Below are 23347 nucleotides of genomic sequence, written 5' to 3' on the forward strand. Positions count from 1 at the left end.
TGAGGTCCGAATGTACCTGGCAAGCATCCATAGTCCGCCACCAACTGCGGCATAGACCAGAGAGATAAACAATTCAGCGGCCCCCGCACCAAGGTGTGCAGGCGTCACATAACTGGAGAGCATTTTCATCGCAGACGTAACGATTGTGCATGCGGTGAAAACCCACAACACGACTGAAATTGCGTAGACCGGAAGCGAAAGGGTTGTTCGTAGCCAAGTTGGAGTTTTTTTCATCGGCACTTATTTCCTTGATTACTGAATCGATCGCCTCATCGTTGTAGGGCGTTGCGTGCCAACTTTACCACTACGACTTTTATAGAAATGCCATTAGGCCGCCCGTGAGGCGGTTTTTTTATGCCTGGAGGAAAGCATGGGCGCAGCAGCACACATCGATATCCATGGCGAGAAGGGCGGCAGCAGCAAGCCGAAGTCGCCGACCGAAGCCAGCGACAGCCTGCGCTCGACCAACTTGGCGAAATTGCTGATCGCTGTGGGCGAGGGCGAGTTCGACAGTGTCCCGACCGAATACGACATCTACCTGGACAACACGCCGATCCGTGATGCCAGCGGCAACTACAACTTTCCCAACGTGAGGTGGGACTGGCGGCCGGGCTCGGTAAATCAGAGCTACATCCCGGGCATTCCGGCAGTCGAGAACGAGACCTCACTGAACGTCGAACTTCGCAGCGATTCTGCGTGGGTACGCTCGATCACCAACACCCAGCTTTCAGCCGTACGTATGCGCCTGGCGTGGCCAGCCCTGCAGCGCGCTGACGACGAAGGGAATGTCGGTGGCTACCGCATCGAGTACGCCATCGATGTGGCCACTGACGGCGGCGCCTATCAGCAGGTGCTGGTGGACGCTGTCGACGGCAAGACCACCACGCGCTACGAGCGCTCGCGCCGAATCGACTTGCCGGACGCCACCACCGGTTGGCAGATCCGCGTGCGCCGCGTGACGCCGAACCAGAACAGCAACAAGATCGCCGACACGATGCTGGTCGCCGGTTACACCGAAGTGATCGACGCCAAGCTGCGTTATCCGAACACCGCGCTGCTCTACATCGAATTCGACGCCGAGCAGTTCACCAACATTCCGGCCGTAACCGTGAAGTGCAAGGCGCGGCGCTGGATGGTGCCGAGCAACTACGACCCGATCCAGCGCACCTACACCGGTACGTGGGATGGGAGCATGAAGTCGGCGTGGACCAACAACCCGGCTTGGATCACCTACGGGGTGTGCACCGAAGACCGTTTTGGCCTGGGCAAGCGCATCAAGCCTTTCATGGTCGACAAGTGGGAGCTTTACCGGATCGCGCAGTACTGCGATCAGTTGGTGCCGAATGGTCTTAATGGCGTCGAGCCGCGCTTCCTGTGTGACATGAACCTGCAGGGCAAGGCGGATGCCTGGTCGCTGCTGCGCGATATCTCGGCAATTTACCGTGGCATGACGTACTGGGCGCAGGGCCAACTGGTGATGCAGGCCGACATGCCGCGCGTGCAGGACTTCGACTACGTCTTCACCCGGGCCAACGTCATCGACGGCAAATTCTCCTATGGCAGCGCCTCGGCGAAGACGCGCTACACCCGAGCCTTGGTCAGTTACGACAACCCGGCGAACAACTACGACACCGACGTCATTCCGTTTGCCGACCTTGAGTTGCAGCGCCGCTACGGCGACCGCCCGACCGAACTGAGCGCTATTGGCTGCACTCGCGCATCCGAAGCTCAGCGGCGCGGTAAGTGGGCGATCCTCAGCAACAACCAAGACCGCACCGTATCGTTCAAGACCGGCATGGAAGGCGTCATCCCGTTGCCGGGGCACATCATCCCGGTGGCGGATTCGCTGCTGGCGGGTCGGGAAGTTGGCGGTCGCATTTCGTCAGCGTCTGGCCGAGTGGTCACGCTTGACCGTGATACCGAGGCGAAGGCCGGTGACCGGTTGATCATCAACTTGCCCGGTGGCCGCGCGGAAGGCCGCACGGTGCAGAAGGTCAACGGCCGAGAGGTGACCGTTACCACGAACTACAGCGAGCCGCCGATCGCGCAGTTGCAATGGGCGCTTGATGCCAATGACTTGGCAATCCCGCTCTATCGCGTGCTGCGCACCAAGCGCACCACCGAGGGCGACTTCGAGATCAGCGCGCTGCAATACGAGCCGAGCAAGTTCGCCTACATCGACACCGGCGCGCGACTGGAGGACCGTCCGATCAGCGTAATTCCGATCACGGTGGTTCCGGCGCCGGCGAGCGTCACGGTCGTATCGACTTCTGCGATTGTCCAAGGGCTGGCCGTGGCCACCATGACTATCAGTTGGCCTGCCGTGCCTGGTGCTGTCGGCTATGACATCGAATGGCGCAAAGACAGTGGCAACTGGATCAAGCTACAGCGTACCGGCATGACCAACGTCGACGTGGTTGGAATCTACGCCGGTGCCTATGTGGCCCGGGTTCGCGCGGTGAGTGCGTTCGACATCACGTCGATATGGCGGAACTCGATCCTGACCAATCTCAAGGGTAAGCAAGGTCTGCCGCCGGCGCTCAGCTACCTGACTGCCACGCCGCTGCTGTTCGGCATCTACCTGAAGTGGGGTTTCCCTGCCGGCGCTGAGGATAGCCAACGGACTGAAATCTGGTACAGCCAAACAACCGATCTTGAGGTCGCGACCAAACTGACCGACCTGGCTTATCCGCAGAGCGATTTTTCCATGCTCGGCTTGCGTGCAGGCGTGACGTTTTATTTCTGGGGGCGGATCGTCGACAAGATTGGCAACATCGGGCCTTGGTATCCGATCGGCATCGGTGTGCAAGGGCAATCGAGCTCAGATGCCGCAGCGATTCTGGAAATGATCGCGGGGGAGATCGGGCGTACCGAGTTGGGGCAAGACATCCTCGACGAGATCGACAAGATCCCGGGACTTCAAGCGCAGATCGATGCGCTCGACGGACTGAAGGGTTACGACCCGGAAGCGACCTACGAGGAATACGACCTTATAGTGGTGGGCAAGCGGATCTATCAAGCCACTGGACCAGTGCCAATTGAAACGCCACCGCCGAATGAGAGCTACTGGCTCGACGTTGGCCAGACGGTGCAGACAGCCAATGGTTTGGCCCAACAGGTGGAGACCAACACCGCGGGCATCACAGAGCTTGACGGTGTAGTTACTGCGCAAGCGACAGCATTCCAGGCTCTTCGGGCATCCTACCGCGACGATGATGGAGAGGGTGACGCTCAGGATGCCCTGCGCGGCTGGAATGCTACGACCAGCTTTGCCGAAGAGGTGAAGGTCCGGGCAACGCAGAACAGTGCACTGACTCAGCGGGTAACAACGCTTGATGCTGACGTTGGTGAGAACACTGCAAACCTGACCGAGCTGGAACAGACGGTCGCCACGAACGAAGAGGCTACGGCCACCAAAATCACTCAACTGACCGCAACGGTCGGAGACAACACATCCACCATTCAGGAAACCTCCGAGGCCTTTGCCGATCTGGACGGCAACTTGAAAACGATGTGGTCGGTGAAGATGTCGGTCACTGCCAATGGTCAGTACGTGACGGCCGGCATCGGCTTGGGCATTGAGAACGTGAACGGTGTTTTTCAAAGCCAGTTTCTGGTGGCTGCTGATCGGTTCGCCATCGTCAACACGATTGCCGGCGGCGCGATCTCGGTACCGTTTGCTGTGCAAGGTGGTCAGGTTTTTATGAACTCGGCGTTCATCGCCGACGCCTCGATCGGAAACGCCAAGATCGGTTTCTTTATCCAGTCAGACAACTACATCCCCGGTGTTCAGGGATGGCGGATCGACAAGGCGGGCAATTTCGAACTCAACAGCCCGCTGGGCGGAGGTGCCCGCCAGACGATCAACAACAACGGCGGCAAGGTGTTCGATGAGAACGGTGTGAAACGCTATCAGTGGGGGAATTTGAACGCATGAGTTACGGCGCGCGAGTATGGGGCCCTGATGGAGCGCTCCAGTTAGACGAAAATTCCTTCACGATGCGAGTTGTGCTTTCGACTCTTGTTAGCGTCTCAGGCGGACAGACATATCAACAGTTCTCGGTTCCTGGAATTACTCCGGCAAATGGAGTGGCAATCGTTTTGCCTGTCGGTACCTACTCAGACACTACAACTCAATACGAAACTGAGGTTATCAATGATGCTGTCAGAGTTTACAACTACGTCCGCGGTTATGCGGGCACGTATGTATCGACGGCTGGAACCATGAGGCTTTTGGTAATAAGGTTTTCTTGATGACATACGGACTTCAATTCACCAACGGCAACAATACGGTAGTTATCGACTCTGAAATTGCCCGTCTTTCTGTGATTGTTAGCGGTCGTTATACCAATAACACCGACGCAGGAAGAGCAACGACAGTGGCGTTTCCTTTCACCATTACCAGTGCAGAGCCACCACTCGTTTTTATAAAGCCAGACCCTAACGGGATTGCTGGGTTGTACCACTTCATCTCGATAGGTTCGCCAGGTGCATGGACTGGGTTTTATTTCTATGGGCAGGGTCTAGTCGGGGCTACGGTAGTACCACCAAACGGTGAGTATTTCGTCGGGGCATTCATGGCTTCCCCTGTGGCGCAGTACGGGTTCCGGCTTTGGGATGCAGGGTCTAAACTGATTTTTGACTCCGGCACACCCTCCGCAATTTTTACCCGTGCAGCACAAACATGGACCTACGAAAGATCAACCACGGATCCCCAAGGGCAATATTGGAATTTTTACAAGATCTTCGACGGACTGCCAGCATTCAATGAATTCGTGTTGGTTAATTCGTTTGGAATGAAAATGGTTGCAGGTAATGGCGCAGGCCGGGAGGTTTCATTGTTCTGGGACTTCACAAACAACACGCTGCGAGCCGCAACAGTGCAGCTGAGCAACCCTTTCAATTTTTGGCTTCCGGCTGTTTTCGCAAAGAAAGTAGCCTGACCAAACTTAAAATAGAAGATGAGGTAGTCCATGCCCTGGTACAAGTCCGGGACGGTTTCTGTCGTCCAAAATTCCAATGCGGTGATCGGCACCGGCACTGCATTTATTGCCAATTCTCGGGTCGGCGATGCGTTCCGTGGTCCGGACGGTGACTGGTACGAAGTGACCAATATCGCTAGCGATACTGCGCTTTCAATCTCGCCTCCTTACAAAGGCCCGACTATCTCTGGCGGCACGTATGCTCTGGCACCGATGCAGGGATATTTGAAAGATACCGCCGATGCACTCCGACAGGCCTCGCTGGAAGTAGGCGGCGCGTTGGATGGGCTGGAAGAAAGCGTTCAACAGGCGGCTGATTCTGCCGCAGCGGCGCTCACCTCCAAGAATGCCGCGGCAGCGTCAGAAGACAATGCCAGCGCTTCCGCCGGTTCTGCGCTGAGTTCGAAAAATGCGGCATCAGCATCGGAAACCAATGCCGCTCAGTCCGCCTCGTTGGCGATCAGCTCCAAGAACGCAGCGGCGACTTCAGAAACGAATTCTAGCGCCTCGGCTGGCGCTGCCTTGGCATCAAAAAACGCAGCTGCCGTATCCGAAACGAATGCTGCCGCATCTGCAGCAACGGCTGCAAATTTGGGTGTTGGCCCCGGCTATATCGATGGCATGATTCCGGTTTGGAACTCGAGCAGTTCAATCACCATCCCGCCCGGCGCGGCGTTCATCCAAAGTTCGAACAAGGTGTTGCGACTTACGTCACCCATCACGCTGACGGGGATAGGGGGGCTAACGCCAGACGCATTTTATTACCTCTATGCTTACGACAATTCTGGCACTCCTGCGGTTGAGCTCTCTGCCGTCTTGCCAGCCGCCCCGTATTCGGGAATGGCGCGGTCAAAAACTGGCGACCCTTCTCGAAGGTTCGTGTGCGCGCTGCGATCTGGGGCCGGCGGAACGCTTTACGCGTTTCAGATCAGCAATACTGGGGTGCTGTTGTACGCGGCGGTCACTTCGAGCGCTCCTTTTCGGCGTCTCGCTGGCGGCACGGCTACGGCTTACACGGTGGTCTCGCTGTCTCCGGTGGTGCCTATTACCAGTCAAACCCCTGTTCTAAGGTGCACTGCTACGGGCGCTCTCTCGCAATTGTCGTTGCCCACAGCAGGTGCAGTTGCAATGGCTCTCTTCGATGTCGGAGCACGCTATCAATTTGAGTTTGTGTGCGATTCCTCTCAAAACATCACCTACGCCAACGCGGCTGCCGGCGGAAGCCTTTACGTCGATGTCTGCGGCTACGGAATGGAGCGCTGAATATGCCTTATGCAATCACTGAAACTGGATGGCGCGGCATCGAAGCAAGCTGGCCAGTTGACCCGGGGGAAACCTATGTGGACGAGCTTCCGGAATGGCTGACTCAAAAAGTCGCGTTTGATGAAATGGTTCGTGACGCGAAGGCCTCACTGAGTAGCCTGGTGCAGGTCGCAAATACTGCGATTAGTCCGTTACAAGCCGGCGTTGATCTGGAAGAAATCAGCGATGCCGATCGTGATCGCTGGAAGGCGTGGAAGCGTTACCTCATTACGCTGAGCAAAACGCCTGAGCGTGACGGCTGGCCGGCGAACCCGGATTGGCCTGCAACCCCTGAGTCCTGATAGCCCGCCATTGAGCGGGCTTCTTTTTGCCTGGAGAAAAGCATGACTGTCACTGAAAGAGATCGAGACATCCTCGCGCGCACCCTATGGGGTGAGGCGCGCGGCGAAGGAACAGCTGGGCAGATCGCCGTAGCTTGGACAGTTCGCAACCGGGTGTTCGACGGGAGGACCAACTCATGGTGGGGGGAGGGCTACGCCGGGGTTTGCCAGAAACCTTACCAGTTCAGTTGCTGGAACAAGACCGACCCGAACTATCAGTTTCTGATCGGCGTGAAGCAGATCCCGTTCCGCGATCTGGCGCAATGTCGGATCGCTGCCGACAAGGTGATCGATGGAACTGTGCCTGATCCTACTGGTGGGGCCACGCACTATTACGCCACCAGTATCAAGGCGCCGGCTTGGGCTGCGAAGGCGAAGCAGACCCTGAAGCTGGGCGGTCACGTCTTCTTCAAGGATGTGCCGTAATGGTCTTTCCGTGGAAGTTGGTCGGCGTGCTGGCGCTGGTGCTCGCCGGCTTTGGAGGCGCCTGGCAGTTTCAGGACTGGCGCTACGGGAAGCAGTTGGCAGAGCAGGCCCGGCAACACACCGAAACCCTCAATCAACTGACCCAGGCCGCCGCCACCGCGCAGCAGGTCGAGCAGGACAAGCGGCTGGCGCTCGAGCAGCGGCTAGCGGCTAGCGACAAAACCCACTCCGAGAAAATGACCAATGCTCAAAAAGAACAGGCTCTTCTGCGTGATCGCCTTGCCACTTCTGATCTGCGGCTGTCAGTCCTCATTGATGCGGATTCAGCCGGTGGCTGTTCAGTGTCTGCCGCCACCGGTGCCGGCGGCGTGGATCATGCAGCCGTACGAGCCAAACTTGACCCGGCGCATGCTCAACGAATTATCGACATCACCGACACCGGCGACCGGGGATTGATCGCGCTGCAAGCGTGCCAGGCATATGTGAAAGCTGTCAGCGCTTCCGATCCCGCTCGTCCCTGAGAAGGCGCTGATTTTCGTGGAAGAGATGGTCCCTCTGGTGCGCCACGTCCGCAAATCTGCGCTTTTCGCTCAGTAAATCCCCCTCGGCGTACTGAAGCTTTGCCCTGAGAGAATTTCTCTCCTGAGTGAGCGCGTCATTGTCACGAACCAAGCCCTCAATATTTCCAAGTGCCCGATCGAGCTTGAGAGTGAGCGCTTCGAATTCGTTCTCGTACATCCGGATTTGATGACGGCAGGTTTCGAGCGAAGTCGGGTTACCGAGCCAATCGTCGGTGTCTTCTATATAGAGGGGATCCACGGGTGCGCCTTGCTGATACTGTTTGGATATACAGTAATCGAGGGGCAGCCGGTGAGCGAGGATGAGGCGACGAGCTGTAGGATTTTGGATTGGTGTTCGGTCGGCAGGACGCCGGTGGAGGGTATACCACTGTAGGAAAATACAGCTGTAAGTTGTTGATTCTTATAGGGTGTAATCGCGATATTTCAGTATGCTTTTGAGGTGGTTTTTTCCTTTGGTATCATGAGCTTACGTGATTCCCGAAGTCACCTTGACATGGTGGTGAGCTATTCGAAAATTTAGCCTCAAGCCGGTGCTTGGATGATTTGCTTATGCCATCATCGAGGGTGTGGTGCCGCCTTAAGCGGATCGGGTATGAGCTATTAAATTTAAGGGGTGTCTGTGGTGAGCGAAGTCTTAACTCTTGAACCGTTTCCCCACTCTACATTTGTAAAAAAGGGAGAGGATTTAGTCAGTCAGGGAAAGGAAGCCGTGGAGTGGCTTCGGTCTTTAGGGGTATCAACGCCTGCCGACCGTTACCACGGCTACGTGCGCACTATTGAGTTATTCGGAAATCTCAAAGGTGATAGTTCTGCGGTAATACAAGGTTTTGACGCCTTTGTTAATGCGAATGCTGAATTGTTCGAGTTGAACAGGGTTCGTATGGCTCTCCTACAGGTCGACTCTCAGAGCTATCTCGATACACTCAAGCGGATTTCGCAAGGCCAGCCATATCGACATATCGCGGAGAACGATCCGGGGCGAGATTACCTCTTTGAAATGTCCATTGCAGCCAGGCTGCTGAATGCGGGTCATGAAGTTGATTTAAACCAAATAGCAGATATTGTGGCCCAAGTTAATGGGCGGAAAATTTACATTGAAGCAAAGCGTATAAAGTCTTCAAGCAAAGTCGCATCCAGGGTTTCGGAGGCGAACAAGCAGCTAAGGAAAAGATTGGCTCAGGACCATTCAAGTACTTCTCGGGGGTTTGTGGCAGTTAACATAACGGACGTAATTAGTCCCGATTGTTCAGCTGTTATCCTTCATGATCAAGCCAAATTGCGTGAGCAGCACTCCCGAGTTTTCAATGGATTTATTACGGAGAATCCAGAGCTCTTTCATAAAGGTGAGCAGCCAAAATGTCTTGGAGCATTCATCGAGTCGAGTTGGCAGGGGATGATTTCGGAAGGCGATGGCGATCCGAAGCTTTTTTTCTGCAGGGGTGCGACGTTCAAGCTGTATCGAATCACTCCAGCGGAAAAGGATTATGTCCGAGGCTTTATGCCAAAATTAGCAAACCAATTTGGTTGAGGGTTCTTCGATTTCCACCTCGATCTCTTGCGCAAAACCTCCTCTGGAGGCCGCGTTCTACCGTTTGCATAAGCACAAAAAAACGGATGTTTTGCCACCCTGAAAACAGGGTATTATCCTTATAAAACAGTTGCTTGGGTCGCTACAGTCCCCAGCATGGGGTGCTAGGGGTCGAGTGTTCGAATCACTCCGTCCCGACCATATTATTCAATGACTTAGGCCAATGTTCACAGCATTGGCCTTTTTCATGCGTGTGATATTTGCGTGGCATCTCCATTTCCGACGATGGTCTCGACAGAATCAGACTCGAGCAGCGGGATGTTGAGGAAGAAAAATCTCGTTCTACGTCTTTAGCTTCAGCATGACTGTTCAAGAGGTGTAAGCATGCAGCTTCTAATAGGGGCATGGCGGCAACTGCAGGCGCGCGTTCAGCAACGAGCAGCGCTGTAGGCGCGGTGGTGTATCCCGGGCAATATCTGCTCTATCTATGTATAAGCGGTATCATCACCTTATTCAGCAATATTAGTACCGCATCTAAAGAAGCGACGGTTCCTACCATCTCGCTCTTTACCCGGATTCGCTTTGTTATCAGAAGGAGAAAAAAAGATGAAACGGATGTTTTTGATCGGGCTGTTCGCGGCATTACTTGCCGGTTGTGGTGATCCAAAACTGGACGCAACCACCGAAGGATCCTTGCAGGAGTCGTCTAAAAAAGTTGCTGAAAATCTGTCCCCTGACGAGAAGAAACAGTTTACGGCAGACCTGGTGCTGATTGCCTTGAGCAATTTGAGTCTCGGAAATACATCGCTGGTCGGGGTACAGCAGAACAATAGTTTAAGTCTCGACGGAAAGACGGCTGCTGACGTGAATGCGATGGCGACGACTATTCGCGCAGCGACCGAGCAGAAGAAAAAAGAGCAGGCGTTGTTGGAAATCAAGGAGCTGAAGTCCAAGGCTGCTTCTGCCGAGATTGCAAAAAGCGAGCTGGCGAAGTTCGCCGTATCGAGATCCAGACTTCTGGAGCAGCAGGCTGACAAGTACTCGAAGATTGCTCAGCCGGTTATCGAGTTGACGGTGCAGAACGGCACTTCGCATCCAATCTCACGCGCGTACTTCAAGGGCTCCATTGCCAGTCCTGAACGAGCCGTTCCATGGTTTGTCGACGCGTTCAATTATGAAATCAGCGGTGGCTTGGAGTCTGGTGAAGGCGCGACCTGGCAACTCTTGCCCAACAAGTTCGGCAAGTGGGGCAAGATTGAAGCGCCGGCAGGAGCCATTTTCACCGTTGAGGTCTACCGGCTTGATGGCCCGGATGGCAAGGCGCTTTTTGATGCCGGTGGTCTGAGTGAGAGTGAACAGGCGCGACTGGATGCCCTGCAAAATCAGTATGGTCCCGCTTGATAGCCTGACTTGCATAAACCCGCTACGGCGGGTTTTTCTGTCTATTGATCCGCATAACGCTTCAGGTTCTCTTGCCTGAGGTCTTTTGCGCGTTATCGATGCAAAGCGAGTAATAAGTTTTCTGAAATTCAGCGATCAAGTCCTGTTGCATCTTAACGTTCGGCTGCCGCGGAAAGTCGTAGGCTTTTCCGATCAATCCTTTGTACAAATTGCCCACATATTCGCTTTCTTTTCCCGCGGTGTCGGCCATCTCTAACACGGTTGTGAGGGGCACGCCTTCTTGTCTGGCCTTCATGATTGCTCTGGCCGAGTTTTCTACGCGTTGGCACTCTTCCAAAAGCTCATTTGGCAAATTGGCGCTAATAACCGCAAGGCTGGTGAACATTACCGTTGCTGCTATAAAAACTCGTTTGATCATGACGCGCCATCCCTGATTTTGAGCATGAACTTTATCATTCATAGCTCAGCGCCACTATCTGATGCGGATGGTCAATTTAAAGGTCAGGGAAAGTTCACCGCCCGGACTTGATCGCTGATGCTTTGCCCCCGAGGTTTTTCAGGAGCCAGCCCCTCATGGTGCGACCCGACGCCAAAGTCGAAAAGGTATACCTCTATCCCAAGCCCGTAGACTTTCGAAAATCCATCGATGGCGTGGCCGTTCTGGTCGAGTTAGCTATTAAAGTCGGGGTGTTCGAGCTTGGGGTAACCAAGCAACCCGACTGGAGACGATCGAACGAGCCTACCGGGTTGGTCTGCTTTCCCTGCGCGCCTTTGCTGCTTACCATTTACCTTCGTAGCTGGCACGGTCTCGCTGCCTTTTTGCGCTCTTTGACTTCAGATCGTTGAACATCTTCTCGATATTTGCGTCGATGATTTCCCGTCCTGCCCTGTCGCCAAGGCCAATCGGTGAAATCTGCGGTCCCGCCACTGGCGTTAGACTGGGGTTGTTGCGCCAGCGATGTATTGGCCCGCTGCTGGATACGATTTATATCGCCGCTTTTAAAGCCTTTCCGAGAAAATCATCGTTTGGTTCTGCGCCACCACCTAATGCTGGGCCATTGAATGCAGGACTCCTCCGGTGTTCTGGACCGCAAGGAAATATCTTCTACACGGCTCAGGTATTAACACCCGGCAAACTGTGCGTCTGCCGGGAGTGAAAAGCGTTTAAGGCATCAAGACAGAGTCGACAACGTGGATCACGCCGTTTGACTGCATCACGTCCGCGATGCTGATACTTGCTTTACCGCCTTTGGCATCTGCCACCCAAAGCTTGCCGTCGTGAAGCTTGAGGTTTAGCGATTCACCTTGAACTGTTTTCAACACAACGTCGCCGCCGTTCTTTTTGGCGTCGGCCATCAGTTGTGCAGATGTGTGAGTGCCGGGCACAACGTGGTAGGTCAGGATTTTAGTCAGGTCAGCTTTGTGTTCAGGCTTGACCAGAGTATCGACGGTGCCTGCTGGCAGCTTGGCAAAGGCTTCGTTTGTCGGAGCGAATACGGTGAAGGGGCCTTTGCTGTTGAGCGTATCAACCAGCCCTGCAGCCTTGACTGCTGCTACGAGAGTCGTGTGGTCCTTCGAGTTGACCGCATTTTCTACGATGGTTTTGTTTGGGTACATCGCTGCGCCTCCGACCATCACAGAGTCGGCGGCAAAGCTGAGCGTTGCAGTTACGCAGAGGATAGCGAAGCAAGCTGCCGCAGCAATTTTTTTGTAAAAGGCATGCATGATGTATCTCCTTGGCTCTTATGCCCTCCGAGTGAGGGTATTGAATCTACGAGCCAACGATCAAAGTGGATGCACCGGTTCATAAAATAATTTTCTGAGTGCTGTGCTTGCTTGCTCAGCTTTCTGATTATTGCCGCAGTACGCTGGACGATCTTCTATAAGTGACGTGAGGGCCCGGCCCTTCGCCGGGCTTGTTTAAATACAGTTCAGCGCGTATCCACCTCTTTTATGATCTCGGTGGATGATCTGTCTGTGCGCCTCCGAACTCTGGTAATGAGCGCATGTACCGGATGGAGGATGGCGGTAAGCACGCCAAGCAGCATGATGATGAAGATGATGATCAGCGGGACGCTTTCATGCGAGAACATGGTGGTTTACTCCTGTAGTCACTATGTCGGAACCCGCAGACTAGACGCATAGAACCCTGTTTTCGATGAACGTATATTCATCCTCAGATGCTCGAGCTGTGCTACGGCAGCGCTGTGCGCAGTCGTCGACCAAACGTGTGCTTTAGGTCACGAATCCTTATGGATGCATACCCAGGGTGAGCGGGGCGAAGGTTTTCCTCTGGCCGCACTCATTGCTCCATTGGTTGCCGTTGTTTCCGTCGCTTTCCATAAGGAGTGTGGAAAGAAACATCCCGATAGGGTTCTCTCGCTGGACCAATTCATATCGTTACATACGCATATGCCTGAAAAGCTGGCGAATCATGTCCCCGAAGTCGCTACAGAACTGAAGTACAAAAGTGAAGTAGAGACGGCGGTCATGAAAATAAAGACAGAGGCCGACCAAGACTTGTTGGAAGTGTTATGTGATAGCTATTACCGAGAAGTGACCCAGCGGTAATAGCGCGCGCTCGCAGAGAGGCTCGGGCGGTTTTCGTCAGGCTGACGTGGCACCGTCCTGTGAAATGCTGAGGCAGTAGGATTCGGTTTTCACACATCCTGCTCATGCTCCATGCAATGAATGCATCCCGGGCCTGGCGAATCGCTGGGTACTGGTAACGTTCGCCCGGCGAGTTCCAGTTGAAAATCAATCTCGGCGTCAACCCAACTTGCGAACTCGGCCGCTGCGTAATGAAACGCGCGCTCTAGCTCTTTCATATCCGGCGCGTCGTCTGATGCATCCAGCCAAGCCTTTTTGGCAATACGGTAATCCTCCAGGACCGACAAAGTATCCTCATCAAGTCTGATAGCCACCGGGGCCGATAGGATCTTGCGGGGGGCGGTCCATTTCATGGTGGTTTTACCTTTACCAAGAGCACACCGAACAAAGGGAAGACGAGGCGCCGGCGACGGCCTTGCAAGCGCCATTTGTCCATCCCCGAGAACTGCACGCATCAACGATGGCCAGATGGCTATGTTGCAAAGGCCGAAAAGCTATAGCAGCTCTCAGAGACAGGGTTAAAACGCACAGGCCTCTCCTGCGAAGTTACGACACGTGCGGCTGCGATCCAGCCTCAAACGGCCATCCCCAGTGAGCCGAGTCGGGTTCCACAAGCTGATGAAAATGTTCCGAAATCGACTCTACCAACCCGGCATCACTAAGCAGGTCCAGCCCTGGATAGGGCCTGCCGTTGTAGTCCCCGGTATGTGTCAGCACTTTCTCGACACTGCCACTTTCCTCGTAAAGCTTCCTTATCCCAAGGCACTCCTGTTCCTTACTGTCGGTCGAGCGCAGGGCGTAATGAATGGCCAATGCGGCACCGAACTCCAGGGCGGGCGTTTCGATTCCGTGTTTTCTGGCTAGATCGATGCTGCTCAGAATGCGCTCGTTGCGTTGCAATTTGCGCAGGGGGTCGCGGCCTACGCGTGCGCAAGGGTCCTTGAAGGAAGTCTTGCAGCGCTCCAAAAAGGTCTGAGCAAACGCGGCGACCGCCTCGTTCATCTGCGCATTGTCTGCCAACAAGGCGGGAGCAACCTCCTGGCGGATCAGCCGCTCGGCCAAAGCGCTTACACGCGAGTCCCCCATGCCTTGGCCCACCCACGAATATCCCAGCAGGCTGGCATACCAGGCAATAATCGCGTGAGGACCGTTCCAAAGACGATTCTTGATGACCTGGATCTGGGCAATGTCATCTACGGTTTTCACTTGGCGCAGTCGCTCCAGCAGATCGCTGCCGCGTTCCACATACAGAGGCATATCCGGCTCGCTGTTGAACAGGATCAAATGCATCTGGTTAAGTGCGCTGCTGGACTGGGCGAACGGGCGAAAGCGACCAATCAGCCGTTCGTATTCAGGTACCGGAGTGGCAAGCTTGGGTACCATGCTCGGTTCCTCGTCCATGCTGTTCTGGAACATTTGCGACTTGATTCGCAGTTGTCGCAGCAGGGCATCTTTGCTGATCTTGGAGACGATTCGGCTGACAACGGTTTCGGCAAAGTGGGTCTTGTTCAGGATCTGCTGGCAGATTTCCACAGAGCACAGCAGCGCCAATTCCGCTTCGACGTGTCGGCGAACGAAGGCGGCGCCACCCACTTTGTTCAACACGATCAAAATGGTTAGTTCGCGGCCGCGGCGTTCAAAGCGTCGCAGCAGTCCCTTGGCGATCACCCCAGCTTGTTTGCGGATGGCTTGCTCAGGCAGGCTGAGACCAACGATTTCAGCGACGTCATACATGTCGATCACCGCTTCGGCGTCGTCCATATCGATCATTCTGAGGTTTTCGATGGTCTGGTCGAAGGACGTGGCACCGTAACGCACGCTGAACCGACCGAAGGCGTCGACCGTCTCGCGCAGCATCCGCGAGCGGGTCGCGGCAATGATTTCACAGGGCCGGGTGTAGCCGTCCCAGTGGGAGAACACTTGCGTCAAGTAGCCACCACCGATCGCACCGAAACCATGAATACCCACGCGGAACTGGTTCAGCGCCTGGGGGAAAGGCTCGCTCAGTTCAGGTGTGCCCAAGTGGGGAATGCACTCGCTGATGTCTGCGAGAAACTCGTGCATGCTGCCATAAGCCTTGAGCGCGCCGGCTTTGACCTCAGTGGCAGGTGGTTTGATGTCTTCGATCAGGATCGGTTGACCTTCGGCACGGATCGCCGACAGCAGGCCGTTTTCAGAGTCTTCGACCATGAAACAACTGCCAGGCGCGCAATTGAGGGCACTGGCTGCGCGCAAGAAAATCTCGGGATGGGGCTTGCCTTGGCTGACTTCATCGCCACACACGGTAATGTCGAAGTACTTGAGCACGTTCGCATTGATCAGGTATTCCTCGGCGATGGCTCGGCGGCTTGAGGTGGCGACTGCCATGGTCAGGCCGCATTTGCGCAACCGCTCCAGCACCTCCAGCAAGCCCGCTTTGATGGGGACGCCGTGATCACGCACGTACTCCAGTTCTAGCTCATCGGCCCGCTGGCGGATCTGCGCGTAGGGGAAATCTTCACCGTTATGCGCCTTCGCGAGCGCTTCGGCCTTCTTCGCGCTCAGGCCCAGTGAGCCGATCAAGGTTTCCTCGCTGAGCGGCTTGCCAAAAATTTCTTTGGACGCTTGTTTGAGGGTTCTGAAGCGCAGGCGCTCAGTGTCAAACATGGTGCCATCCATATCGAAGATGGCGCTGAGTATTCTCTTCCCCTGGAAAAAAATCATTGGCTGATGCTCCTTGTAACGTGGGAACGCTCACAACCGGTCAACCTCGTGTAGGAGGCGGTGCGGCAGCATTCTGTCGTGACCCGAAGTTGACGCCGTTTGAGGCTGGATGCCGACCGGTCTGTGTTTCACTCAAGTGAGTGATGAATTCAGATAGAAAAAGCCAGGCGAGCAGAACTCACCGTGACGAACCACAACGTGGTGGCGCCAGTTCAGTGACTATCGATCAGAAGGGCAGGCGGAGGGACGTAACGATGGCGCCGATAGGCGTAGCTGCCAGACAATCGAGTTGGCATGCAGTGTGAAGCGGAGTGTGTGGAGCGCTGAATAACGGACCCTGTGGCTACATTCAAGTAGTGTTTGACGTAAGGCCCACAGTGCGCAATCAGGGATGCATACAGTGGGCCGGACTGGCGATTGATGTGTGTGACTCCATGCATACGGCTTGATAACTTCCTACGAATTGGCTAGTCGTTTTTTAGCAATAGCATGTAGGAGACGCCTAAATCAAGGACGCTGGCCATGCAGTCGGAACATCAATTGAGTTTGCAGTGAACGGTTTGGCCATCTATTCAGACTGCTTGCGTTTGTCGATGGAACTGGGTGATCACGCGCTTTCGCTCGGCTTGCAGTGAGGTTTCATGATGTTTTAACGATAAGTTTTATTTTTTTTTGAAACGTATAAACCCCCAGACCACAAGGCCTGGCGCCATGCCCCTTGGACAGGTTGGCGCATCCCGTTGCAGCTCAAGCGGTTGCGCTGAAACGTTTCGAGTGCGATAAAAAAAAGGGAAACGACACGAGAATTGTAAAAAAGATGATTTTCGAACGCGTATTCACTCTTCAAAATCCGCTCCCCTCAGCGGAAATTCTTGCCGTTCAACCTCATAGAGGCCATTTCATTCGGTATCGCCAACGCCGTGCTGTAACAAAGGACCGGACCCATGAGAAATCCATCCACTGCGAACGCTCAGCTCGCCGAGAAAACCAGTATCCCTTACCCCGGGAGCTTCGTCGGCCTGACTGACGTGATCTCTGCGCTGCAAACCGGCCTGTATGCGCTGAGGGCGCTGATGACAAAATCTCTGCACGATCCAGCGCCCGGCATGCGTCCTGCTTCCACCTTTGTCCGCATCAGACCTCGCCGACATTGAACCAGCGCTGTTCCCGCGCCGCCATTCGAATGGCTGTCGCCAGTCGCTCGACTTCCAGGGCTTGTTCGAAATCAGTGCCGGCTTGTCCTTGGCCGGCCAGGGCCATGATCAGCTCATGAACCTCCAGCGTCTTCAACTCGTTGTAACCCAACTGATGCCCCGGCGCCGGACTGAACGCTGCGTAACCGGGCAGGTTCGGCCCGGCCAGTAAACGCTGGAAACCGTCCTGGCCTGCACGGCACAGGCGTAATTCATTCAAGCGCTCCTGGTCGAACGTCAGGGTCCCGTGTGTGCCACTGATCTCGAAGCTCAGATGATTCTTGTAGCCATGCTTGAGCCAACTGCTGCTGAAGGTTCCACGCGCGCCGCTGACGAAGCGCAGCAATGCATGCGTCTGATCGTCGACGGCAATTGTGCGTTGTTGCTGACTACCGGCGGTGGTGGGGCGCTGGCGGTGCACGGTCTGGGAGTCGGCGCAGACCGCTTCGACATTCCCCATCAGGTAGCGCGCCATGCCCAGCAAGTGGCTACCCAGATCCGCTAATGCGCCACCGGCATGTTCGGCTTCACAGCGCCATGACCAGGGGGACGCGGGATCGGCCATGAAGTCTTCGCTGAATTCGCCTTGAAAACTGATGATCTCGCCCAGTTTGCCGCTCTGAATCAACTCCCGGGCCAGCCCGATGATCGGGTTGTGCTGGTAGTTGTAGCCGACACGGGTGACGACGCCGGCATCCTTGGCCGCCAGGTGCATGGCATTGGCTTGTTCAAGGTTAACCGCCAGCGGTTTTTCGCAGTACACAGCCTTGCCTGCGGCAATAGCGGACATGGCCATCGGGTAGTGCAGGTGGTTGGGCGTGGTGATGGCGATCAGGTTTACTTTGGGATCGTCGATTAATGGCTGCCAATCGCCATAGGCCTGCTCAAAGCCCCAGGCAGTGGCGCATGCTTGCGCACGAACGTGATCGGCGTCCGCCAGGGCGGCCAGGCGAAGTGTGAAGGGCAGTTCGAAGGCCGCACTGACGTTGCGAAAGGCCAAGGCATGGGCGCGGCCCATGAAACCTGTGCCTATCAGTCCGATTCCGAGTTCGCGCATGGCAGGATCCTCTAAATTCTTGTTTTCAGAGAATCAGCTTATAGAATAATTATTCTTTATTGGCAATTAATGGAATAAATATTTACAGGTGGGTGCGCAGGCGCTGCCAGCGATGGGGTAGGGAGGGCGTTACGTGCGCAGCCGTAACGCCACGTCTCGATCAGTCTTCGAACCCGACCTGCTCGTGAATATCATCGACCTTCAACTCCAGTCGATACGCCACGGCGATAAACAGCGCCTGGCACAGGCACAGGGTCGCACTCAATGAGCGGAACGCAAATGAACTGCCTTCGTTGACCAGCAGCAGGGTGTTGGCGCGCTTGGCCAAGGGCGAGAGATTGCTGTCGGTGATGATCAGGGTTTTCGCCTGTTGATGCTGGGCGATACGCAGGCAATGCTGAGTTTCCTTGCCGTATGGCGTGAAGCTGATAGCGATCACCAGGTCATTGGCGCGCACGCTGCGCATTTGCTCGCGGTAGCTGCCGCCGAGCCCCGAGACCAGGTGGATTCGTTTGTTGGTGTGTTGCAGGTTGTAGACCAGGTAATCGGCTACCGCGAACGAACGGCGCACGCCGACCACGTAGATGTTGTCCGCATTCACCACCATGTCCACGGCCTTGTCGAAGGCCTGGTCATCGAGCTCCAGTCCCAGTCGTTCGATGCCCGACAGGGTTGCGTTGATGCACTCGCGCGCCAGGTCGCCGCCGCTGGCTTTCTGCGATTTGTTGGCGATCATGCTGCGAATACGCTGCTGGTAGTTCTGCACCGGCGTGGTTTTGTGGGTATACGCCTCGCGGAACAACGCCTGCATTTCGCTGAAGCCGCTGAAGCCGAAACGCTGGGAAAACCGCACGATGGCCGACGGGTGCACTTCGCACTCGCGGGCAATGTCGCTGATGCGGTCGACCATGATCCGGTCGCTTTGCTGGCTCATGTAACTGGCGATGCGTTTGAGCTGGCGCGGCAGGCTGTCGTATTCATTGGTGATCAGCTGCAGCAGACGCTCGGCATTGATCGGGGGGCTGGTGAGATCGCTCTCGGGCGTGCTCTCGGTCGTAGCCGGCTGATCGGTGCGGGACATAGGGAATCCTTCAGGCTGTTCTTATAGGGACGATTTTTCACTTCGTCCCCTGGCAATAGGTTTGCAGTGCGCAGTCTACAGGGTAGGCAAGAACAAAATCTTGAGCTTGCAGTCGTGCGAAGCGTGCTGAAACGATGCACGGTCTCTGGAACGCTTGTACCGGAGCTTGTTAGAAAAAATATTCCACGTAAAAATTATTTGGAATAATTATTGATTGTTCGGTCCCGGTCGTTTTAGTCTGCATCCACCAAGAGTGTTCGGCGCGGTCATCGTCCTGAGCACAGGCTGATAAAAATAACAGGAGCCAGCATGGGCCAGACTCGTTTTGCCAGTGGACGTCAGTTGGATCTGATTTGCCTGGGGCGCCTTGGCGTCGACCTCTATGCGCAGCAAGTCGGCGCGCGGTTGGAAGATGTTTCAAGTTTCGCCAAATACCTCGGCGGATCGTCCGCCAACATCGCTTTCGGTACGGCTCGATTGGGCCTCAAGTCGGCGATGCTGAGCCGGGTAGGAGACGACCATATGGGCCGCTTCCTGGTGGAATCCCTGGCCCGCGAAGGTTGTGACGTCAGTGGCATCAAAGTCGATCCGGAGCGCCTGACCGCCATGGTCCTGCTGGGCCTCAAGGATCGCGAAACCTTTCCATTGGTCTTCTACCGCGAAAACTGCGCCGACATGGCGTTGCGGGCTGAAGACATCAGCGAAGCCTTCATCGCTTCCAGCAAAGCCTTGCTGATTACCGGCACCCACTTCTCCACCGATGGCGTCTACAAGGCGAGCATCCAGGCGCTGGATCATGCCGAGAAACACAACGTCAAACGGGTGCTGGACATCGACTATCGCCCAGTGCTCTGGGGGCTGGCCGGCAAGGCTGACGGGGAAACACGCTTCGTCGCCGATCAGAGCGTCAGTCAGCACGTGCAAAAAATCCTCCCGCGTTTTGACCTGATCGTCGGCACTGAAGAGGAGTTTCTGATGGCTGGCGGCTCCGAGAATTTGCTCACGGCGTTACGCAATGTCCGCCGGCTGAGCGCTGCAACGTTGGTGGTCAAACTCGGCCCGCAAGGTTGCACGGTGATTCATGGCGTGATCCCGGTTCGTCTCGAAGACGGCGCCATTTATCCAGGCGTGCGAGTGGAGGTGCTCAATGTGTTGGGTGCCGGCGACGCCTTTATGTCGGGCTTGCTCAGTGGTTGGCTGGAGGATGCGAGCGACGAGCGCTGCTGTCAGTTGGCCAATGCCTGTGGTGGTCTCGTGGTTTCACGCCACGCTTGCGCCCCGGCCATGCCGACCCGCGCCGAACTCGACTATCTGTTTAACAGCCCGGTGCCGATTACCCGGCCGGATCAGGATGGGGTGTTGCAACGCCTGCATCAGGTCAGCGTGCCGCGCAAACAATGGAAGCAACTGTTCATTTTTGCTTTCGACCATCGCGGGCAATTGGTGGAACTGGCGCACAAGGGCGGTCGCGACCTGAGCGCGATTGGCGAACTCAAGCAACTCTTTATCAAAGCCGTGGAGCGGGTCGAAGCTGATTTGCACAAGCAAGGTATCGAGGCCGATGTCGGGTTGCTGGCCGATCAACGCTTTGGCCAGGACTCGCTGAACGCTGCCACTGGCCGTGGCTGGTGGGTAGCGCGACCGGTGGAAGTGCAAGGTTCGCGTCCATTGGCTTTCGAGCATGGTCGCTCCATTGGCAGCAACCTGATCGCCTGGCCGCAGGAGCAAATCATCAAGTGCCTGGTGCAATTCCACCCCGACGACGAGCCGTTGCTGCGACTGGAACAGGAAGCGCAGATCAAGGGTTTGTATCAGGCATCCCAGGTCAGCGGTCATGAACTGCTGCTGGAAATCATCCCACCCACTGATCATCCCTCGCCCCATCCAGACGTGTTGTATCGCGCCCTCAAACGGCTCTACAACCTGGGTATTTATCCGGCCTGGTGGAAAATCGAAGCGCAGAGCGCTGAGGAGTGGAAGCAACTCGACGAACTGATTCAGGCGCGTGATCCGTATTGCCGAGGCGTGGTTTTGCTGGGGCTGAATGCGCCGACAGCAGCCCTGGCCAAAGGGTTTCAACAGGCCAGCCAGAGCCAGACTTGCCGTGGTTTCGCCGTGGGCCGGACGATTTTCCAAGAGCCGAGCCGCGCGTGGATGGCGGGTGAAATCGACGATGAAGCGCTGATCCGCCAGGTGCAGGACACGTTTGTCGAACTGATCGATGCCTGGCGCACAGCCCGAAGCTGATCATTTTCAATGTGTGAACACTGAACCTGTGGGAGCGAGCTTGCTCGCGATAGCGGTCTGACAGTTACATCTATGTTGAATGTGCTGCCCTCATCGCGAGCAAGCTCGCTCCCACAGGGTTTTGTGTCGCTCTTACTGGTTAGGTAAAAACAATAAAAGGTGCAGCCATGCCCGCTATTCGAATTGGCATCAACCCGATCTCCTGGAGCAACGACGACTTGCCGTCCCTCGGTGGCGAGACGCCGCTGAGCACCGCATTGAGCGAAGGCAAGGAAATCGGCTACGAAGGTTTCGAACTCAACGGCAAGTTCCCCAAAGACGCCAAGGGTGTCGGCGATGTACTGCGTCCCTACGACCTGGCGTTGGTGTCCGGCTGGTATTCCAGTCGTCTGGCCCGCCGTTCGGTGGCCGAAGAAATCGACGCCATCGGCAGCCATGTCGAACTGTTGGCGAAAAACGGCGCCAAGGTGCTGGTGTACGGTGAAGTCGCCGACTCCATTCAAGGCCAACGCATCCCGCTGGTTGAACGCCCGCGTTTTCACACCGAACACGCCTGGCAGGAATACGCCGACAAGCTCACCGAACTGGCACGTTTCACCCTGTCCCAAGGCGTTCGCCTGGCCTATCACCATCACATGGGCGCTTACGTTGAATCCCCGGCCGACATCGACAAGTTGATGGCGCTGACCGGCAGTGAAGTCGGTTTGCTGTTCGATTCGGGCCATTGCTACATGGGGGGCGGCGAACCCCTGAAGGTGCTGGGCAAACACATCGAACGCATCTGCCATGTGCATTTCAAGGACGTGCGCAAACCGGTGGTGCAACTGGCGCGCAACAACCTGTGGAGTTTCCCGGACTGCATCATCAACGGGACGTTCACGGTGCCCGGCGATGGCGATATCAACTTCGGCGCCTTGCTCGACGTACTGCTGGCCGCCGATTACCACGGCTGGCTGGTGGTCGAAGCCGAACAGGACCCCGCGGTGGCGCCGAGTTATGTCTACGCCAAAAAAGGCTACGACACCCTGCGCACGCTGCTCGACGAGAGGACTGCATGATGAGCCTGCTGGTCAAAAGCAATGCCCGTGGCCGGACCATGGTCGAGCTGGGTAAAGATGAGTTGGAGTACGTCGGTTTCGCCGCGTACCGCTTGAGTCTGGGCGAGACCCTGCCAGTGTCTGCCGGTGATAAAGAACTGTGCCTGGTGCTGCTCAGCGGCCGGGTCAGCATCAAGGGCGAAGCGCCGGGGCAGGGCGCGTTCGACTGGGACAACCTCGGCGATCGTCAGTCGGTGTTCGAAGACAAATCCCCGTTCGCCGCGTATTTGCCACCCGGCAGTCAGGCGCAAGTGGTCGCGCTCAGCGAAGCACAAATCGCGGTATGCGCCGCCCCCGGTTCCGCGAGCAGCGGCCTCGGCCCACGGCTGATCAAACCCGACACCATGAAGCGCAGCGTGCGCGGTAAAGGCGCCAACACCCGTTATGTCTGCGACATTCTGCCGGACACCGAACCGGCCCATTCGCTGCTGGTGGTGGAAGTGCGTACGCCGTCGGGTCACTCGTCCAGCTACCCGCCGCACAAGCACGACACCGACGATTTGCCGCACCAGAGTTTTCTTGAAGAAACCTATTACCACCAGATCAACCCGCCCCAGGGCTTCGTGTTCCAGCGGGTCTACACCGACGATCGCAGCATCGATCAGGCCATGGCCGTGGAAAACAGCGACCTTGTTGTCGTGCCCAAGGGTTATCACCCGGTGAGTGTGCCGTACGGCTACGAGTCGTATTACCTGAATGTGATGGCCGGCCCGAAACGCGTCTGGCAGTTCCATAACGATCCGCAGCACAGTTGGCTGCTTGATCTGTGAACTGAAAAGCCCGAATTCCAACTTCTGC

The 23347-nt window shown here is 56.0% G+C and carries 22 protein-coding genes; 14 read left to right on the forward strand and 8 right to left on the reverse strand.

Annotated elements, in window-relative coordinates:
* The first annotated feature begins 370 nt into the window (after positions 1–370).
* The 7 genes from K5E40_RS02790 to K5E40_RS02815 are packed head-to-tail and all read left to right on the forward strand — an operon-like array spanning position 371 to position 7572.
* The gene (locus K5E40_RS02790) at positions 371–3937 is read left to right on the forward strand and encodes a host specificity protein J (RefSeq protein WP_221729502.1); all 3567 of its coding nucleotides are present in this window, start codon (positions 371–373) and stop codon (positions 3935–3937) included.
* Positions 3934–4254: a hypothetical protein gene (locus tag K5E40_RS34860; protein WP_260455488.1), complete on the forward strand. Its 321-nt coding sequence runs from the start codon at positions 3934–3936 to the stop codon at positions 4252–4254. The genes K5E40_RS02790 and K5E40_RS34860 overlap by 4 nt, the downstream gene beginning before the upstream one ends.
* Positions 4254–4943 carry a hypothetical protein gene (locus K5E40_RS02795; RefSeq protein ID WP_221729503.1) on the forward strand — a complete coding sequence of 230 codons (690 nt, stop codon included), beginning with the start codon at positions 4254–4256 and terminating at the stop codon, positions 4941–4943. Before K5E40_RS34860 ends, K5E40_RS02795 begins: the two co-directional genes overlap by 1 nt.
* Before the next feature lie 30 nt (positions 4944–4973).
* Positions 4974–6245, forward strand: a complete 1272-nt coding sequence (locus K5E40_RS34865) for a hypothetical protein (RefSeq protein ID WP_260455489.1) — start codon at positions 4974–4976, stop codon at positions 6243–6245.
* Positions 6246–6247: 2 nt separating this feature from the next.
* A complete protein-coding gene (locus K5E40_RS02805) occupies positions 6248–6586 on the forward strand; it encodes a tail fiber assembly protein (RefSeq protein WP_221729504.1) in 339 nt (112 codons plus the stop codon).
* A gap of 42 nt (positions 6587–6628) precedes the next feature.
* Positions 6629–7051, forward strand: a complete 423-nt coding sequence (locus K5E40_RS02810; protein WP_221729505.1) for a cell wall hydrolase — start codon at positions 6629–6631, stop codon at positions 7049–7051.
* Complete coding sequence (locus K5E40_RS02815) at positions 7051–7572, forward strand: lysis system i-spanin subunit Rz (protein ID WP_221729506.1); 522 nt, start codon at positions 7051–7053, stop codon at positions 7570–7572. The genes K5E40_RS02810 and K5E40_RS02815 overlap by 1 nt, the downstream gene beginning before the upstream one ends.
* On the opposite strand, the gene K5E40_RS02820 is transcribed toward K5E40_RS02815, so the two are convergent.
* Complete coding sequence (locus tag K5E40_RS02820; RefSeq protein ID WP_221729507.1) at positions 7544–7870, reverse strand: hypothetical protein; 327 nt, start codon at positions 7868–7870, stop codon at positions 7544–7546. The genes K5E40_RS02815 and K5E40_RS02820 overlap by 29 nt on opposite strands.
* A gap of 384 nt (positions 7871–8254) precedes the next feature.
* On the opposite strand from K5E40_RS02820, the gene K5E40_RS02825 reads away from it, so the two are divergent.
* Entirely contained in the window at positions 8255–9160 is a 906-nt protein-coding gene (locus tag K5E40_RS02825) for a hypothetical protein (protein ID WP_221729508.1), read from the forward strand.
* Positions 9161–9766: 606 nt separating this feature from the next.
* Entirely contained in the window at positions 9767–10561 is a 795-nt protein-coding gene (locus K5E40_RS02830) for a DUF6694 family lipoprotein (RefSeq protein ID WP_221729509.1), read from the forward strand.
* A gap of 61 nt (positions 10562–10622) precedes the next feature.
* On the opposite strand, the gene K5E40_RS02835 is transcribed toward K5E40_RS02830, so the two are convergent.
* From K5E40_RS02835 to K5E40_RS02845, 3 genes are all read right to left on the reverse strand, one after another.
* Entirely contained in the window at positions 10623–11021 is a 399-nt protein-coding gene (locus tag K5E40_RS02835) for a hypothetical protein (RefSeq protein WP_221729510.1), read from the reverse strand.
* A 704-nt stretch (positions 11022–11725) separates the two neighbouring features.
* A complete protein-coding gene (locus K5E40_RS02840; RefSeq protein ID WP_221729511.1) occupies positions 11726–12286 on the reverse strand; it encodes a fasciclin domain-containing protein in 561 nt (186 codons plus the stop codon).
* A 206-nt stretch (positions 12287–12492) separates the two neighbouring features.
* Entirely contained in the window at positions 12493–12654 is a 162-nt protein-coding gene (locus tag K5E40_RS02845; RefSeq protein ID WP_221729512.1) for a hypothetical protein, read from the reverse strand.
* A gap of 163 nt (positions 12655–12817) precedes the next feature.
* Between K5E40_RS02845 and K5E40_RS02850 the strand changes: the two genes are divergently transcribed.
* Positions 12818–13132: a hypothetical protein gene (locus K5E40_RS02850; protein WP_221729590.1), complete on the forward strand. Its 315-nt coding sequence runs from the start codon at positions 12818–12820 to the stop codon at positions 13130–13132.
* Positions 13133–13221: 89 nt separating this feature from the next.
* Here the strand turns inward: K5E40_RS02850 and K5E40_RS02855 are convergent, their stop codons facing one another.
* Together K5E40_RS02855 and mtlD are read right to left on the reverse strand one after the other, a co-directional pair.
* A complete protein-coding gene (locus K5E40_RS02855) occupies positions 13222–13524 on the reverse strand; it encodes a hypothetical protein (RefSeq protein WP_221729513.1) in 303 nt (100 codons plus the stop codon).
* A gap of 193 nt (positions 13525–13717) precedes the next feature.
* Positions 13718–15874, reverse strand: a complete 2157-nt coding sequence (mtlD, locus tag K5E40_RS02860) for a bifunctional mannitol-1-phosphate dehydrogenase/phosphatase (protein WP_221729514.1) — start codon at positions 15872–15874, stop codon at positions 13718–13720.
* Between the two features lie 944 nt (positions 15875–16818).
* Here mtlD and K5E40_RS02865 point away from each other — a divergent pair.
* The gene (locus tag K5E40_RS02865) at positions 16819–17028 is read left to right on the forward strand and encodes a hypothetical protein (RefSeq protein ID WP_221729515.1); all 210 of its coding nucleotides are present in this window, start codon (positions 16819–16821) and stop codon (positions 17026–17028) included.
* Here the strand turns inward: K5E40_RS02865 and K5E40_RS02870 are convergent.
* Positions 17009–18124 carry a Gfo/Idh/MocA family protein gene (locus K5E40_RS02870; protein ID WP_221729516.1) on the reverse strand — a complete coding sequence of 372 codons (1116 nt, stop codon included), beginning with the start codon at positions 18122–18124 and terminating at the stop codon, positions 17009–17011. The genes K5E40_RS02865 and K5E40_RS02870 overlap by 20 nt on opposite strands.
* 160 nt (positions 18125–18284) lie before the next feature.
* Positions 18285–19205, reverse strand: coding sequence for a MurR/RpiR family transcriptional regulator (locus tag K5E40_RS02875; protein WP_221729517.1), 921 nt, complete (start codon positions 19203–19205; stop codon positions 18285–18287).
* A 309-nt stretch (positions 19206–19514) separates the two neighbouring features.
* Here K5E40_RS02875 and iolC point away from each other — a divergent pair, with 309 nt between their 5' ends.
* From iolC to iolB, 3 genes are all read left to right on the forward strand, one after another.
* A complete protein-coding gene (gene iolC / locus K5E40_RS02880; RefSeq protein ID WP_221729518.1) occupies positions 19515–21452 on the forward strand; it encodes a bifunctional 5-dehydro-2-deoxygluconokinase/5-dehydro-2-deoxyphosphogluconate aldolase in 1938 nt (645 codons plus the stop codon).
* Between the two features lie 167 nt (positions 21453–21619).
* A complete protein-coding gene (gene iolE / locus K5E40_RS02885) occupies positions 21620–22510 on the forward strand; it encodes a myo-inosose-2 dehydratase (protein WP_221729519.1) in 891 nt (296 codons plus the stop codon).
* Positions 22510–23319 (forward strand): 5-deoxy-glucuronate isomerase, encoded by an 810-nt coding sequence (iolB, locus tag K5E40_RS02890; protein WP_221729520.1) that lies wholly within the window; start codon positions 22510–22512, stop codon positions 23317–23319. The genes iolE and iolB overlap by 1 nt, the downstream gene beginning before the upstream one ends.
* Positions 23320–23347: the final 28 nt, after the last annotated feature.

It is taken from the genome of Pseudomonas baetica (genome assembly GCF_019733355.1).
GTDB classification, from domain to species: Bacteria; Pseudomonadota; Gammaproteobacteria; order Pseudomonadales; family Pseudomonadaceae; genus Aquipseudomonas; species Aquipseudomonas baetica_A.

Bases quoted from the DNA above. Each gene is read 5' to 3' on its own strand.
- K5E40_RS02790 (WP_221729502.1), top strand. From the start codon at position 371: ATGGGCGCAGCAGCACACATCGATATCCATGGCGAGAAGGGCGGCAGC.
- K5E40_RS34860 (WP_260455488.1), top strand. From the start codon at position 3,934: ATGAGTTACGGCGCGCGAGTATGGGGCCCTGATGGAGCGCTCCAGTTA.
- K5E40_RS02795 (WP_221729503.1), top strand. From the start codon at position 4,254: ATGACATACGGACTTCAATTCACCAACGGCAACAATACGGTAGTTATC.
- K5E40_RS34865 (WP_260455489.1), top strand. From the start codon at position 4,974: ATGCCCTGGTACAAGTCCGGGACGGTTTCTGTCGTCCAAAATTCCAAT.
- K5E40_RS02805 (WP_221729504.1), top strand. From the start codon at position 6,248: ATGCCTTATGCAATCACTGAAACTGGATGGCGCGGCATCGAAGCAAGC.
- K5E40_RS02810 (WP_221729505.1), top strand. From the start codon at position 6,629: ATGACTGTCACTGAAAGAGATCGAGACATCCTCGCGCGCACCCTATGG.
- K5E40_RS02815 (WP_221729506.1), top strand. From the start codon at position 7,051: ATGGTCTTTCCGTGGAAGTTGGTCGGCGTGCTGGCGCTGGTGCTCGCC.
- K5E40_RS02830 (WP_221729509.1), top strand. From the start codon at position 9,767: ATGAAACGGATGTTTTTGATCGGGCTGTTCGCGGCATTACTTGCCGGT.
- K5E40_RS02835 (WP_221729510.1), bottom strand. From the start codon at position 11,021: ATGAATGATAAAGTTCATGCTCAAAATCAGGGATGGCGCGTCATGATC.
- K5E40_RS02840 (WP_221729511.1), bottom strand. From the start codon at position 12,286: ATGCATGCCTTTTACAAAAAAATTGCTGCGGCAGCTTGCTTCGCTATC.
- K5E40_RS02845 (WP_221729512.1), bottom strand. From the start codon at position 12,654: ATGTTCTCGCATGAAAGCGTCCCGCTGATCATCATCTTCATCATCATG.
- K5E40_RS02850 (WP_221729590.1), top strand. From the start codon at position 12,818: ATGCATACCCAGGGTGAGCGGGGCGAAGGTTTTCCTCTGGCCGCACTC.
- K5E40_RS02855 (WP_221729513.1), bottom strand. From the start codon at position 13,524: ATGAAATGGACCGCCCCCCGCAAGATCCTATCGGCCCCGGTGGCTATC.
- mtlD (WP_221729514.1), bottom strand. From the start codon at position 15,874: ATGATTTTTTTCCAGGGGAAGAGAATACTCAGCGCCATCTTCGATATG.
- K5E40_RS02865 (WP_221729515.1), top strand. From the start codon at position 16,819: ATGAGAAATCCATCCACTGCGAACGCTCAGCTCGCCGAGAAAACCAGT.
- K5E40_RS02870 (WP_221729516.1), bottom strand. From the start codon at position 18,124: ATGCGCGAACTCGGAATCGGACTGATAGGCACAGGTTTCATGGGCCGC.
- K5E40_RS02875 (WP_221729517.1), bottom strand. From the start codon at position 19,205: ATGTCCCGCACCGATCAGCCGGCTACGACCGAGAGCACGCCCGAGAGC.
- iolC (WP_221729518.1), top strand. From the start codon at position 19,515: ATGGGCCAGACTCGTTTTGCCAGTGGACGTCAGTTGGATCTGATTTGC.
- iolE (WP_221729519.1), top strand. From the start codon at position 21,620: ATGCCCGCTATTCGAATTGGCATCAACCCGATCTCCTGGAGCAACGAC.
- iolB (WP_221729520.1), top strand. From the start codon at position 22,510: ATGAGCCTGCTGGTCAAAAGCAATGCCCGTGGCCGGACCATGGTCGAG.